Annotated in this window: 13 protein-coding genes; 8 read left to right on the top strand and 5 right to left on the bottom strand. The window is 60.1% G+C overall.

What is annotated here, in order from left to right; genetic code table 11:
* The first annotated feature begins 132 nt into the window (after positions 1-132).
* Positions 133-1,119, top strand: a complete 987-nt coding sequence (locus tag ACQZ63_RS13905) for a GlxA family transcriptional regulator (RefSeq protein WP_065705754.1) — start codon at positions 133-135, stop codon at positions 1,117-1,119.
* A gap of 55 nt (positions 1,120-1,174) precedes the next feature.
* Here ACQZ63_RS13905 and ACQZ63_RS13900 read toward each other — a convergent pair whose 3' ends face one another.
* The 4 genes from ACQZ63_RS13900 to ACQZ63_RS13885 form a co-directional block, all read right to left on the bottom strand.
* On the bottom strand, positions 1,175-2,716 hold the full coding sequence (locus ACQZ63_RS13900; protein WP_019566868.1) for a sugar ABC transporter ATP-binding protein: 1,542 nt from the start codon (positions 2,714-2,716) through the stop codon (positions 1,175-1,177).
* 4 nt (positions 2,717-2,720) lie between these two features.
* Complete coding sequence (locus ACQZ63_RS13895) at positions 2,721-3,698, bottom strand: ABC transporter permease (protein WP_448799281.1); 978 nt, start codon at positions 3,696-3,698, stop codon at positions 2,721-2,723.
* 10 nt (positions 3,699-3,708) lie between these two features.
* Positions 3,709-4,749: an ABC transporter permease gene (locus ACQZ63_RS13890; RefSeq protein WP_112292323.1), complete on the bottom strand. Its 1,041-nt coding sequence runs from the start codon at positions 4,747-4,749 to the stop codon at positions 3,709-3,711.
* Positions 4,750-4,888: 139 nt separating this feature from the next.
* Positions 4,889-5,929: a sugar ABC transporter substrate-binding protein gene (locus ACQZ63_RS13885; protein WP_003518216.1), complete on the bottom strand. Its 1,041-nt coding sequence runs from the start codon at positions 5,927-5,929 to the stop codon at positions 4,889-4,891.
* Between the two features lie 151 nt (positions 5,930-6,080).
* On the opposite strand from ACQZ63_RS13885, the gene ACQZ63_RS13880 reads away from it, so the two are divergent.
* Genes ACQZ63_RS13880 through ACQZ63_RS13855 form a run of 6 tightly spaced genes read left to right on the top strand, consistent with a single transcriptional unit; the run spans position 6,081 to position 12,136 of the window.
* Positions 6,081-6,830, top strand: coding sequence for a GntR family transcriptional regulator (locus ACQZ63_RS13880; RefSeq protein WP_003518215.1), 750 nt, complete (start codon positions 6,081-6,083; stop codon positions 6,828-6,830).
* Between the two features lie 22 nt (positions 6,831-6,852).
* A complete protein-coding gene (locus ACQZ63_RS13875; protein ID WP_003518213.1) occupies positions 6,853-7,593 on the top strand; it encodes an SDR family NAD(P)-dependent oxidoreductase in 741 nt (246 codons plus the stop codon).
* A 19-nt stretch (positions 7,594-7,612) separates the two neighbouring features.
* Complete coding sequence (locus tag ACQZ63_RS13870) at positions 7,613-9,085, top strand: mannitol dehydrogenase family protein (RefSeq protein ID WP_112292341.1); 1,473 nt, start codon at positions 7,613-7,615, stop codon at positions 9,083-9,085.
* A gap of 3 nt (positions 9,086-9,088) precedes the next feature.
* Positions 9,089-10,282 carry a mannonate dehydratase gene (uxuA, locus tag ACQZ63_RS13865; protein ID WP_111802286.1) on the top strand — a complete coding sequence of 398 codons (1,194 nt, stop codon included), beginning with the start codon at positions 9,089-9,091 and terminating at the stop codon, positions 10,280-10,282.
* Positions 10,279-11,268, top strand: a complete 990-nt coding sequence (locus ACQZ63_RS13860; protein WP_111802285.1) for an aldo/keto reductase — start codon at positions 10,279-10,281, stop codon at positions 11,266-11,268. Before uxuA ends, ACQZ63_RS13860 begins: the two co-directional genes overlap by 4 nt.
* 25 nt (positions 11,269-11,293) lie before the next feature.
* Positions 11,294-12,136, top strand: a complete 843-nt coding sequence (locus ACQZ63_RS13855) for an amidohydrolase family protein (RefSeq protein WP_448799280.1) — start codon at positions 11,294-11,296, stop codon at positions 12,134-12,136.
* An 84-nt stretch (positions 12,137-12,220) separates the two neighbouring features.
* On the opposite strand, the gene ACQZ63_RS13850 is transcribed toward ACQZ63_RS13855, so the two are convergent.
* Entirely contained in the window at positions 12,221-13,447 is a 1,227-nt protein-coding gene (locus ACQZ63_RS13850) for an MFS transporter (RefSeq protein WP_112292321.1), read from the bottom strand.
* A 121-nt stretch (positions 13,448-13,568) separates the two neighbouring features.
* On the opposite strand from ACQZ63_RS13850, the gene ACQZ63_RS13845 reads away from it, so the two are divergent.
* A complete protein-coding gene (locus tag ACQZ63_RS13845; protein ID WP_448799279.1) occupies positions 13,569-14,159 on the top strand; it encodes a TetR/AcrR family transcriptional regulator in 591 nt (196 codons plus the stop codon).
* Positions 14,160-14,268: the final 109 nt, after the last annotated feature.

Below are 14,268 nucleotides of genomic sequence, written 5' to 3'. Positions count from 1 at the left end.
TCCTCGAAAACAGGGCGGTTGTCCAAGTTTATAGCGCGATACCGCACGATTTTTTTATCCGTGACGGACGCATTATTGTCCATTTTGGCCAAGTCGGCTAAGCTTGCCCTGGGGATTGTCTTGGAGCAGGTCATGCACGCCGAAGGGTCGATGTCGATCGGGTTCATACTCATTGAGGGTTATGCGCTGATGTCGTTGGCTGCGGCGGTTGAGCCGCTGCGCGCGGCCAATCACCTTGCCGGCAAAACGCTCTACCATTGCCGGTTTTATTCGGCGAATGGCGGGTTTGGCGCATCCACGTCAGGCGGAGGTTTTGATACCGCGCCCGTTTCGCGGGCTTTGTCTGAGAAGCTGGATCTGGTCTTCATCGTCGCGGGCGGAAATCCCATGCTCTATGAAGATCCGGCACTTGTGCGCAACCTGCGCACGCTCAACCAGCGGGGTGTCAAGCTCGGAGGCATTTCCGGCGGCGCGGCGATCCTTGCTAAATCCGGTCTGATGACGGGCAGACGTTTTACCGTTCACTGGACCCACATCGATCCGCTTAGTGAATATGCCAGCGATCTCCTGATCGAGCGTGCGCTCTACGTCATCGATCGCGATCGCTACACTTGCGCGGGCGGCGTTGCCGCCATTGACATGATGGGGGCTTTTATTGCGAAAGACCATGGTTCTGCCTTCGCGCGCGATGTCAGCGAATGGTTCATACATCCGCGTTTGAGAACGGCCGATGAGCCTCAGTTGGGCCGCGCCGGCCAACGTTTCAACGTCCACCACCCGGTACTCGAAGCTGCAATTGAACTCATGACGACCCATGTTGCGGATCCCCTGTCGCCGGAGCAGCTGGGCCAATTGTGCGGCAGCAGTATTCGCCAGCTCCACCGTCTGTTTTCCAGCCATTTCGACCAGTCCATGATGTCTTTTTACCGTGGTCTTCGGCTGGCAAAGGCGGATGAGCTGCTGCAGCAGACCTCGCTTTCGATCGTTGACGTGGCCTTGCTGACGGGGTTCTCGACCGCTGCCCATTTCACCCGTTGCTACACCCAGAAATACGGCGTCCCGCCCAGCAGAAGGCGTCGTGCCGGGAGAGATTTCGAGCAGCCGTCCGATGGTACCTGACGCCCTACCGGAACAGCGTGCGGTTTTTGCGATGACACTTCGGCAAGGCCGTGCGTCATGCCTGACGTGAAAGGGCCGTTTCGCGCTCCGCATCATGGATCAAGCCCATGATACCCTCGCTCATATCGGCATAGACGCCATTGTTTTCGACCACGCCTTTAACCCGATAGCGGTCCATGACAACAATGCGGTCGGCCAGTGCCACCATCTCCGGCATGTCACTGGTAATGACGAGAATGGCGGTGCCGCCGTCTGCAAGCTCGCGCAGCAGATCGTGCAGATAGGCCTTGGTCTTGATGTCGATGCCAACAGAAGGTTCGTCTACGATCAGCAGCTTCACGTCGGCGGCAAGCCACTTGGCGACGCTGATCTTCTGCTGGTTGCCGCCGGAAAGATTACCCACGGTCTGGCTCAGGCTCGGCGTCTTCACCTCAAGTTTCTGCAGGAAAGGGGTGACCGCCGCACGGATGCGGCTGTCGGAAAGCACGCCGAATGCGTTTGAGAGCTTGCGCCAGATGGGAACGCCCGCATTGGCGAGAACGGAATGCTGGAGAATGAGGCCGTCACCCTTGCGGTCCTCGCTGACGTAACCGACGCCGTATTCGTGGATGGCTTCGGCAACGGAGCGGATGCGGGCCGGGCGATCTTCGATCCGGACTTCGCCCTCCGTGACGGCGAATTTACCCATGATCGATTTTGCCAATTCGGTGCGCCCAGCGCCCACCAGCCCGTAAAGGCCGACGATTTCACCCTTGCGCACGGAAAGACTGACATCGCGATGGCCGATTGCGGTAGAAACACCTTTGAGTTCAAGCACCAGCGGATTGTGCTCGACCGCGCGTTTGCGCCAGCCACCGCCGCCTTCGGCACGGCCAATCATCAGGCGCACCAGGTCCTGGCGTCCGAGACCTTCCATCGACCGGCTTTCGCAGGCGTTTTCGCCATCCCTCAGCACCGTCACCCGGTCGCAAATGTCGAGAACCTCCTCCAACTTGTGGCTGACGAAGACCAGGCTTGCGCCATCATCGCGCAGGCGGCGCAGAATGCGGAAGAGGTTGTCCGTTTCGCTCGGGGTCAGCGATGTCGTGGGTTCGTCGAGCAAAAGAACCCGGCTTTGCAGGGAAAGCGCCTTCGCAATTTCCACGAGCTGCATTTGCGCAACGGAAAGCTCGGATACCGGCATCGCCGGATCGACTTCCAGATTGAGAGCCTGCAGCCAGCGGCGTGCGTCGCGGTTCAGCGCGGCGTAGTCGATGGGTTTGAGATAGTGCGCCCCAAGCTTTTCCATGTGGATATTCTCGGCAATCGAGAAGCGCGGGATGAGGTTGCGTTCCTGATGGACGACACCGATGCCGCGGGCAATGGCCTCGCGCGGGTTGCCGAAGCGTACTTCCTGCCCATCGACAAGGATTTGGCCACTGCTCTGATGGTGGACGCCGGTAATGACCTTGATCAACGTCGATTTGCCGGCGCCGTTCTCACCTAGCAACGCGTGGATCGATCCCGGCTCCAGCGAAAGATTGACGCCCTTGAGCGCCCGGACGCCGGGAAACACTTTTTCGATGTTGCGCGCCTGAAAAACAGGTTGCTTGTCCATGATGTCAGGCCTTTCCTGTCTTTTTGCCGAGATGCGTTTCGCGCAGGCGGTTGATGCCAACGGCGGCGAGGATCATTGCGCCGAGCACCACCTGCACGAGGAACGGATCGATGGAGAACAGCACGAGTGCCTGCGTGATGATGGCGACGATGACGACGCCGAGCAGGGTCGCCCCGACGCTGACATGCCCGCCAGCCAGTACCGCACCGCCGATAACGGGTGCGGCAAAGGACAGGATGAGCCAGTCGTCACCAATGGAAGGCTGGCCGATCTGCAGGCGGGATACGAGCAGAATGCCGGCGACCGACGCCAGAAGGCCGGAAATGCCGTGCGCCACGATCATTGTCGTGCGGATCGAAATGCCGGAAAGCTCTGCCGCATGGCTGTTGCCGCCAATGGCAAGGATGAAGCGACCTATCGGCTGGCGGCGCAGCATGAACCACAGCGCGAATGCGATGATGAAGGTGGGTGCTGCGAGCCACGGAACCGGGCCAACGAGCAGTGCCGAGCCGAAGGCTTTCACCTGTCCCGGCACGCCGTAGAACGGCTCCGCCCGGGTGATGCCAAGGTTGATACCCTTGTAGATCGACAGGGTCGCCAGTGTGATGACGAAGGCGGAAATGCCGGTGATGGCAATCAGCAGACCGTTGAGCATGCCGCAGACAACACCGATCAGTACCGCAGCAATGGCGGCCATCGGTGCCGAAAGCCCCCAGACCTGCATCAGTCCCGCAAAGGAGATTGCGGCCAGTCCGCCGATTGCGCCCACGGACAGGTTCATCTGGCCAATGGCAATGATGATCATCTGGGAAAAGGCGATGAGCGCATTGACCGCGATTGCAAGAAGGAGAATCTGGATGTTGAAGGAAGAGAGGAAGTTGGGGCTGAAGCCGCGGATAAGCGCGATTGCCAGCACCGTGACCAATAGGGGGCCGAACCAGTCGGTTCTGGCAAGGCGTAGAAGGGTGTTGTCGGTCTTCATCGTCCAGTCCTTAAGCCAGGTTGCGTCGGGCGAGATAGCTTCGCCGCGCCTTGTCCATCAAAACCGCGAGCAACAGCAGCAGGCCGAGAAATGTCTGGACCCAGAATTCACCGAGCTGAAGCAGCAGCAGGCCGCTGGTGAGCATGGTGACCAAAAGCGCGCCAAGACAGGTGCCGAGCACCGAAACCTTGCCGCCCTGCAAAAGCGTGCCACCGAGAACCGGGCCGAGAAAAGCTGGCAGAAGCCAGTCCTGCCCAAGCTGGCCTGCCATGGAAGGAATGGCGGCCCCCGTGCGCGTCACCAGCATCAGGGCGGCAAGTGCCGCAAGCAGGCCCGACAGCATGTGACAGGCAATGAAGATACGGTCGACCCGAATGCCGGAAAGTTCCGCCGCTTCCGGGCGTGCGCCTGCCGCCAGCATTTCGCGGCCAAGAACGGTGCGTCGGTAGAGAAAGGACAGGGCAAGCGCCGTTGCGAGCGTGACGAGAAGCAGCGGCGAGAAATAGGTCGTGAGCTTCATTTTTCCGAAGGCTGCGAAGATCGGCGGTAGGCCACGGTAGGCCTCGGCGCGCGTCAGGAAGATCATCACGCCGAAAAAGATGCTCATGGTGGCAAGCGTGATGATGAAGCTGTGCAGCCCCGTGCGGATGACGGTCCAGCCATTGACGAAACCGAGCGCCGCGCCGGTGACGAGACCGCCAATGAGGGCGAGCGGCCACGGCACGCCAAGCACCTCGATCAGATAACCACAGGCCATGGCCGCCGAGACGCCGATCGCTCCAACGGCAAGATTGAGGCCGCCAGTCACGATCACCGCCATCATCGACAGGCCGATCATGATGTTGATCGCGGCACTGCGACCAAGCGTGAACAGATTGAAAGGCGAAAGGAAGCCGCTGGCCGCGACGCCGAAAATGACGGCGAAGACGACGATCAGCAGAATGAGGCCAAATTCATTGGTCAGAAAAAAGCGGCCTTGCGAAAGGCTGGACCCCATTCGTCTGTCGCCCTCCTGCGAGCCCTTTGTGAGCAAAGTATCGTTCACGGTCATGAAACTGTCCCGGTATTGGTTCGCCCGAAGCGCCTGCGCGGGTCGCCTGGTCATTGCGCTGCCGCCTGAAAGAATATTTTCTGGCGGGGCAGATTGCCGGGCGCGGTCGTTTGCCGCCCGGCAATTGCTCAAGGCATGATTAGTTGCAGCTCAGATAGGTCGTATCGAAGTTGGTGAGCAGCTTTTTGGTCTCGGCGCGCATGGCATCGATGTAGTTGTCCACCTTGGCGGCATCGACATAGGCGGTGCCGGAATCGATGAACTTGGTCGTCAGCGCATTGGATTTGAACGGCGCATCTTCCTTCACCTTGCAGCCGGCCTGAAGTTTGCTCAGTGCAAACGCGCCGATATAACCCTGGCCATAGGGGTTCTGAAGCATCGTGCCGTCGACGAAACCGTCCTTGATCGCTTTCAGCACGACTTCGTCGTGGTCGATGCCGACCATGTGGATGCGCTTGTCGCCGATCTTGCGCAGTGCGTTGGAGGCAACGACCGCAGGAACCCAGGCTGTGGTCACGATGCCGTCCACTTCGGAAGCGTGGGCGGCCAGGTAGGCGCTGATCTTTTCTTCCGCCGGTTCCGGCGCGTCGATATCGGCGATGACCTGAACGACCTCGGCGCCGGCTTCGTCAGCTGCCTTTTTCACGGCATCGATACGAAGCTGGGTGTTGGGGTCAACAAGGAAGCCGGTGAAATGGGCGATGCGTTTTTTGCCCGTTCCCATCGCCTTGATCAGCTCCTTGGTGCCGAGATAAGCGGAATTACCGGTGTCGGTACCAAGGCAGAAGGCGGCGGGCGAGGGGTCCTTGAAGCATCCGGCGCCAGCAATCACATTCGCGCCGTTGCCGGTCAGTTCCTCTGCTGTCGAGACCGCGCCGACGGGATCGCCTGGGAAAATCAGGAAGCCGTTATAACCCTGGCTCAGAAGGCTTTCGAGAAGCTGGTTCTGCTGTGCCAGTTCCCACTTTTGCGGCACCTTATAGTCGGCGCCAGCCAGGCCGAAGTCCTTGGCCGCGTCCTTGCCGGCCTGTTCCCAGGCGGCGAAATAAGGGTGCGGACCGCCCGGAACGAGGGCGATCTTGCTGGCGTCCGCCGCCTGCGCGACACCGCACGCTCCCGCGCCGATGATTGCGGCAGCGACGAGGCTGCGCATGAAATACGTCATGTTTTTCTCCTCCATGAAACGGCCTGCTCCTTAAAAAAAGCGACTGGAACCTCCCTTAATCGCTCTTTCTCCCAACAGCCGACTTGCGTAAGCACCATGGACACTAGTATACTTGTATCCAAGTAGCAATGAGATTTTCACGACCGCCTTTTGAAGGGGAGCGTTCATGACGAAAAACACCACTGCCGGTTTCACTGGGCGCGGCGCTCATCAAGAGGCCCCCGGCTCCGGAATCGAAAGCGTGGAGCTTGTGGTCAATCGTTATGGCTCGGTTGCCGATCAGGTTCATGCGGCGTTGCGTCAGGCGATCGTCGAGGTCCGCCTAGCGCCCGGTGCGCCGATCAGTGAAAACTCGATCTGCCGTCAGTTTTCGGTGTCGCGCACCCCGGTGCGTGCCGCGATCCAGCGCCTGTCGGAAGAGGGTCTTGTGGACGTCTATCCGCAACTCGGCAGCTTTGTTGCGCCGATCAGGCTTGGCGAAATTCAGGACAGCCATTTTATCCGCCGTTCACTCGAAGTGGCTTTGCTGCGCGAAGTCGCGCCGAAGTGGACGAAAGAAATGAGCCGTACGATGCGCGACGTCATCGCCGAGCAGGAAAGAGTGATTGCCGCCAACGACGCATCCGGCTTCTTCCATGCCGACGAGGCGTTTCATCGCCTGCTCGGCACGTTTTCCGGTCGCGAGGGTGTCTGGCAGGCGATCCTTGCCGCCAAGGTGACCCTGTCGCGGTTCCATCGTTATTGGGCAAAGCCGGAACGATTGCCCGCCGTCATCGAAGAGCATCTGGCAGTCGTGGATGCTCTCGATCGTGGCGATGCCGAAGGTGCGGAAAAGGCGCTGGTGACGCATCTGGATATGGTTTTCGTGATCTACGAACAGTTGCCTGAAGAAGAGCGGAAGCATTTGTCCATTTGATAGTGGACGTGGAGGAGACAGAATGGAACTGAAACACAAGACGGCGCTCGTGACAGGCGCTTGTGGCGGCATCGGCCGTGCCGTGGTTGCGGCGCTGGTCGCGCAAGGGGCGAGGGTAATCGCCTTCGATCGCGACATCGAAGCTGTTGCGGCGCTTGCGGAGGGGTTTGGCGGTGCTTGTGATCCCGTCGCCGTCGATCTCGGCGATGCGACGGCGCTGCAGGCCGTCATGAAAGATGTCGCCAACCGTTTCGAGGTCATAGACATTCTCGTCAACAATGCCGGTGTGCTGTCGCCGCACAAGCTGGGAGCGACCACGCTTGATGACTGGCACAGGCTGATGGCCGTCAATCTCGATGCCGCCCTGCTGCTGACGCAGGCCGTCGTTCCCGCCATGAAGGAAAACCGCTGGGGGCGGCTGATCAACATCTCGTCCTATGCCTGGAAGTCCGGTGGCCTAACGGCGGGCACGGCCTATTCGGTCTCGAAATCGGCGCTGGTGGGCCTCACTTACTCGTCCGCTCGCGAACTTGCCCCTTTTGGCGTCACCGCCAATGCAGTCGCGCCGGCCTATGTGGTTTCGCCGATGATCATGGAGCAACTGTCAGAGGAAGACCGCCAGCGCCAGCTTGCAGCCATTCCGGTCGGGCGGTTCTGCCAGCCGGAGGAGGTGGCCCATACCGTAGGTTTCCTCGCCTCGCCGCTGTCCGGCTTCATGACCGGCACTGTCGTTGACATGAATGGCGGCCTGCAATTCGGCTGAGATACGGAGATAAATGACCATGACAGAACGCCTCTCGTCCCTTGCGTTGCCGCATCTGCCAAACGACGTCCTTTTGCCCGCCTATGACCGCAAAGCGGTGACACCGGGTATCGTGCATCTCGGCGTTGGCGCTTTTCACCGCGCCCATCAGGCGGTCTTCATCGATGATTGCCTGGCGCGTGGCGAAACCGGCTGGGGCATTGTCGCTGCCTCGCTGCGCAGCCCCGATACTCGCGATGCCATCGCGCCGCAGGACAATCTCTATACATTCTGCCTGCGTGACGGTGAAAACGAAACGCTGCGGATTGTCGGTTCAATCCTCGAGACCATCGTCGCTCCTGAGGATCCGGAGCGGCTGCTGCAAGCCATGACCGATCCGCGGGTCAGAATCGTCACTTTGACGGTCACGGAAAAGGGTTACCTCGCCGATTTGTCGGCGGGCACGCTTCTTCGTGACCATCCCGATGTCGTTCATGATCTGGCGCATCCGCAAAAGCCGCGCTCCGCGCTCGGTTTTCTGCTGGAAGCGACAAGACGCCGGCGGGCCGCCGGGGCTGTGCCGCTGACTTTGCTCTCCTGCGACAATCTTCCGTCCAACGGTCGCATCCTGCACCGTCTTCTGGTGGAGATGGCTGGTCTCACCGATAATGATCTCGCTGCCTTCATCGCGGAAAATCTCTCCAGCCCCTGCGTCATGGTGGACCGCATCGTGCCCGCCACCACCGCAGCTGACCGCGAGCGTGTGACGGCGCGTCTCGGCTGCGAGGATGCCTGGCCGGTAATTGCGGAACCCTACTTCCGCTGGGTAATCGAGGATCGCTTTCCGCACGGTCGCCCCGGCATCGAGCTGTCAGGTGCCGAAATCGTTGATGAGGTCGAGCCGTATGAGCATATGAAGCTCAGGATGCTGAACGGCGCTCACACCGCCATGGCCGCAATCGGCCAATGCAGCGGGCTTGAGACGATCGCCGATATCTATGCCGATGCGCGTGTACGCGATTACGTCGACCGTTACTGGCGGGAGGTTAGTTCGACATTGAGCCCGGCCGTCAGCGGACCGGACTATGTTGCCGGTCTGCGCCAGCGTTTCGCCAACCCCGCCCTTCGTCATCGCGCCGCCCAGATCGCCTCTGACGCTTCACAGAAAGTGCCGCAACGCATTCTGGCGCCGCTTGCGGAGCTGCGTGCCGCAGGCGCGCCGAATACGGCCGCTCTTTTTGCGGTTGCGATGTGGATACGGTCCTGCGCAGCGCTGAACGAGCGGGGAGAGGCAATTGTCATGGCCGATCCGGCATTCTCCGAATGGAGTGCACCCACCGGCAACGGCGAGGAGCAGGACGCGGTCATCGACCGGTTTTTAACATTCCGTCGCGTCTTCGGGCCTGAATGGCAGGCGGATGAGGCATTCGTAACGGCGCTTCGGGCGGCCTATCGCGACATCGTCCAATACGGCGCGCTCGGCGCCATCGAACGGCATTTTTCGGAGGAGTAGAATATGAAGGAAACCTGGCGCTGGTTCGGTGAATCGGACCCCATCACCTTGCAGCATGTGCGGCAGACCGGCGCCAGCGGCGTTGTAACGGCGCTGCACCAGATCCCCGATGGGACGGCGTGGCCGGCCGAAGAGATCGCCAAACGCAAGGCGATGATCGAGGCAGCCGGCCTGGAATGGAGTGTCTGCGAATCCATTCCGATGGAACAGTCCATCAAGCGCGGCGATGCCGATGCCCCGAAGGCGATTGCGCGCTGGAAAGATACACTCTCCCGTCTCGGTCACGCGGGCGTTCCCGTCGTCTGCTACAATTTCATGCCGGTGGTGGACTGGACACGCACGAACCTGCGCTGGCAGGCACGCAATACCGGCTTGGCGCTGCGCTTCGAAATGGCGGATTTCGTCGCCTATGACGTCTTCATCCTGAAGCGTGTTCGTGCTGCTGAAAATTACGATCCTGCGCTCGTGGCGCGAGCCGAAAAGCGTTTTGCGCAAATGAGCGAAGATGACCAGTCGATTCTCGAGCGTAACATCATCGCCGGCCTGCCGGGCGGCGCCCTGGTGCAGACGCGCGAATCCATCGCCGCTCTGATTGCTTCGTTCGATGGCATCGACAGCGCGACCATGCAGGGCAATCTTCTGGCCTTTCTGAGAGAGGTCGTGCCGGTGGCGGAAGAGGTGGGCGTGCATCTCGGCATCCACCCTGATGATCCACCGTTCTGCCTGTTCGGCCTGCCGCGCGTTGTCTCGACACCTGCAGATATTCGCGCCATCCTCTCGGCCGTTGAAAGCCCGAACAATGGCATTACCCTTTGTACCGGCTCCTACGGCGCCCGCAGCGACAATGATCTTGTGGCGATGGCACGGGAGTTCGCGTCTCGCATCAATTTCGCCCATCTTCGGAATGTGACCGTTGAAGCGGATGGTTCCTTCTTTGAGGACGATCATCTGGATGGCGGAACGGACATGATTGGAGTCATCGAGGCATTGTTGCGCGAGGAGCGGGCCGCCGCCAAGGCTGGCCGCCGCACCAATATTCCAATGCGGCCTGACCACGGCCATCTGCTGGGTGATGACATCACCAAAAAGACCAATCCCGGATATTCCTACATTGGCCGCATGAAGGGGCTCGGCGAACTCCGCGGCGTCATCCGCACCATTGAGCGCCAGCTTCGCCGCGAGGAGGGTACCGCATGAAAACCCGCAAACTTGGTCGCACGGCGCTGTCGCTGAGCGAACTTTCCTTCGGTGCGGCCGGTATCGGTAATCTCTATCGCAGCGTCAGCCGCGAAGATGCGATGGAGACGCTACAAGCCGCCTGGGACGCCGGCATCCGCTACTTCGATACCGCACCCTATTACGGGCAGGGCCTTTCCGAACGCCGCCTCGGGGATTTTCTTCAGGGGAAACCACGCGACGAATTCGTGCTGTCCACCAAGGTCGGGCGGATCCTGAAACCGGCTGAAGCGGGCGTGACACCGGATTACGGTTTTGTCGATGCACTGCCTTTCGTGGTGGAATACGACTACAGCTATGATGGCATCATGCGCTCGCATGAACTGAGCCTCGCCCGGCTTGGTCTCGGTTCAGTGGATATTCTCTATGTTCACGATCTGGAGGAGACCACGCTTGGGGAAGAGGCCTATCGCCATCATTTCAGGATATTCACCGAAAGCGGCATCGAGGCCCTGCACGAGTTGAAGGCGACAGGCCGGATCGGCGCGTTCGGTCTTGGCGTGAATGAGGTTCCGGCTTGTCTAAACCTCATGGAGATAGACGAGATCGACTGCATTCTTCTGGCGGGTCGTTACACGCTGCTCGACCGGTCGGCTGCAGCAAAGCTGCTGGGGCGTTGTGCGGAAACCGGCACCTCGCTCGTCATCGGCGGCGTCTTCAACTCTGGCATTCTTGCGACGGGTGCAAGGCCGGGTGCGACTTTCAACTATAGTGAAGCAGCAGCAGATGTCATGGAGCGGGTGCGCGCCATGGAGCTCCACGCTGCCGGGCACGGGGTTGCACTTGCGGCCGCTGCCCTGCATTTTCCGCTGCAAAATGCCGATGTCGCAAGTGTCCTGATCGGCACCGCAAAACCGGACAGCCTTTTGCGCAACCTGTCTATTTTCGAAACGGCCGTGCCGGACGCCGCCTGGGCGGGTTTCGACGCGCTCGCCCTCGAAAACTGACCGCAACGACAGGGAGGAGGACGCCATGGATCTGATCGATACTCACCAGCATCTGATCTTGCGAGGCAAGCTCGGTTATGCCTGGACACAAGGGGAGCCCAGCCTTGCGGGAAGCTTCACCCAGGCTGATTACGCAGCGCTTGTCGAGGGATGTGGCGTAGTGGGTACGATCTTCATGGAAAGCGGGGTGGATGACGGCGACTATCAGGCCGAGGCTCGCCTCATCGCCAGCATGATCGGCGAGGGTGCCTTGCCGATGTTCGGCCAGATCGCCAGTTGCCGACCGGAAACGGATAATGGTTTCGAAGCCTGGCTGGAGGAGTGCCGCCACCTCAACGTGGTCGGTTTCCGGCGCATTCTCCACGTCATGCCCGACGACCTCAGCCGCGAGGAAAATTACCGACGAAACGTGCGCACGATTGGAAAGGCCGGATGGCCGGTCGATCTGTGTTTTCATTCCCGCCAGCTTGCCATTGCCGCCGAACTTGTCGGGGCCTGCCCCGATGTGCGCTTCATGCTCGACCATTGCGGCACGCCGGACATTGCCGGAAACGATTTTCGGGAGTGGAGCGGGCGTATGGCCGACTTGGCGACGCTGCCCAATCTCTTCGTCAAACTCTCCGGCATCACCGCCTATTGTGCACCGGGATGCGCGACGCTGGAAAGCGTGACACCCTATGTGGAAACCGTGCTCAACTTGTTCGGACCTGAGAGAATGGTCTGGGGCGGCGACTGGCCGGTGGTCGATCTCGGCTCGGGTCTACCGGAATGGATCGGTATGACGAGTGAGCTTCTTTCGACGCTCTCGCCCGACGAGCAGGCATTGATCGGCAACCGCAATGCCAGACTGTTTTATTTGGCGACATAGCGTGCAGCTTTTCATGCCGATTGTGCATTGCGTCGGCCGGATATGCCAAGAAGCGCGCCGGCGCGCGCTTCATACGTCTGTGCTTTACTCGGCTGGCTGCGCTGCGGCTGTCGTCGCAGAGCGGTTGGCCTCTCCAGAAAGGCTGCGCTGACCGAGGCTGATAATGGTGACTGTCGAAAGGGTGGCGACAATCGATACCCAGAAGCCGTTGCTCGGGCCGAAATTATCGATCACCCAGCCGGAAATGAAGGCGCCGAGCGCCATGCCGATACCGATGCCGGTCATCACCCAGGTCACGCCTTCCGTCAGCATCGATTCCGGTACGCGGCGCTCGATCAGGCCAAATGCCGTGATGAAGATGGGAGAGATTGCAACGCCGCTGAGGAATACGGCGAAGGCAAGCAGGGAAACTGTCGTGCTTGCAAAGAGGAGCGGCAGCGCGGTGAGCGCAAGGACGCTGACGGCGATCAGCAATTGCCGTTGCAGCGGCATTTTGGGGTTGATCGCGCCCAGAAGCAGGCCGACGACAAACGAACCGATGGCATAGACGCCGATGACGAGGCTGGCAGCTTCCGGTTGACCGAGTTCTTTGGTGATGGCAACGGCACTTACCTCGGCTGTGGCGAAAGTCGAGCCTACGAAGATCAGGGCGACCGTGATGATCTGGACCGAACGCAGCCGGATAGCCGAATGTTGCCTGCTGCCACTTTCAACCGCGCGTACCTTGGGTTCGGTCGATCGTTGCATCAGAAAGGCAAAGGTACCGAGTGCCAGCGAGGCGGTGCTGATCATCATACCTGCTTCCGGAAAGAGTGAGACCGCGAGACCGACGGAGAGCGAGGCGCCGGCGATGTAGACAAGTTCGTCGGCGGCGGATTCAAATGCAAACGCAGTGTTCAGCTCAGGCCGGTCACGGAAGATTTCCGTCCAGCGGGCGCGCATCATCGCGGGAATACTCGGCATGGCCGCGGCGAGGAAGGCCGAAAGAAAGAGCGTCCAGGCAGGCCATCTCTGGTTGGTCGCGATAATCAGGATAGCAAAGGCGATGACCGATATGATGGTGGCCGGGACAAGGACGCTGCTCTGGCCCTTGCGGTCCACCAATCGGGAAATCTGCGGCGCAACGGCGGCATTGGTCAGCGCGAAGGTTGCCGAGACCGCACCGGCAAGCCAATATTCGCCATGGGTCTGGGAAAGCATGGCGACGATGCCGATCGGTGCCATCGCAATCGGAAGACGGGCAAAGAAGCCTGCGGCGGAAAAGCCTTTGGCGCCCGGAGCCCGGAAAATTTCTCTATATGGATTAGACATCGGGATGCACCTTGTTTAGGGAGTATCCACCACAAACATACGTGGCGTATGCAAACGAAATAATTGCATACGTCGCGTATGTCAACTAGTATACGCGACGTATGTAGAATTCGGAGAAAAAATGCGCAAACCTCGCAGTGAAATGATTGCCGAGACGCGGGCGAAGCTTCTGGTCGTTGGCCGCAAGGCATTTGGCAGCATCGGCTATGCCGAAGCTTCGATGGACGACTTCACTGCCGAAGCAGGGCTGACCCGCGGCGCGCTCTATCACCATTTTGGCGACAAGAAAGGCCTGCTGCTGGCGGTTGTGGGTGAGATCGACGCCGAGATGACGAAAAGGCTCTGTGACATCTCGTCTAGGGCCGCGACGCGTTGGGAGGGTTTCGTTGAGGAAAATGTCGGTTACATTCTCATGGCTCTGGAGCCGGAAATCCAGCGGATCATGTTCCGTGATGGGCCAGCCGTTCTCGGCGACCCTTCACGTTGGCCAAATGCCAACGGTTGTATCTCGGCCGTTGCGCGAAGTCTCGATGCGCTGAAGCAGGAAGGGACGATCGTCGACATTGATCCGGAGGCCTGTGCGCGTTTCATCAATGCGGCGAGCAGCAGTGCAGCCCAGTGGATCGCGAATTCCGACGACCCCGAAACGACCTCGAAACGCGCCGTCGACAGTTTCCGCACCTTTCTGGAAGGGCTGAGGATCACACGCTGATCCGCTTGTCGCCGGTTCTGCTTACACATCAGGGTCAATCTCGTTCCGGCTGAGTGGGTAACCCTGAGCCGGCGATATTCCCTGAAGCGCGCTGAGCGAATCGTGCTGT

This window comes from Agrobacterium sp. CG160-95 (assembly GCF_053521725.1).
This window is presented reverse-complemented; position numbering and strand designations above follow the sequence as displayed.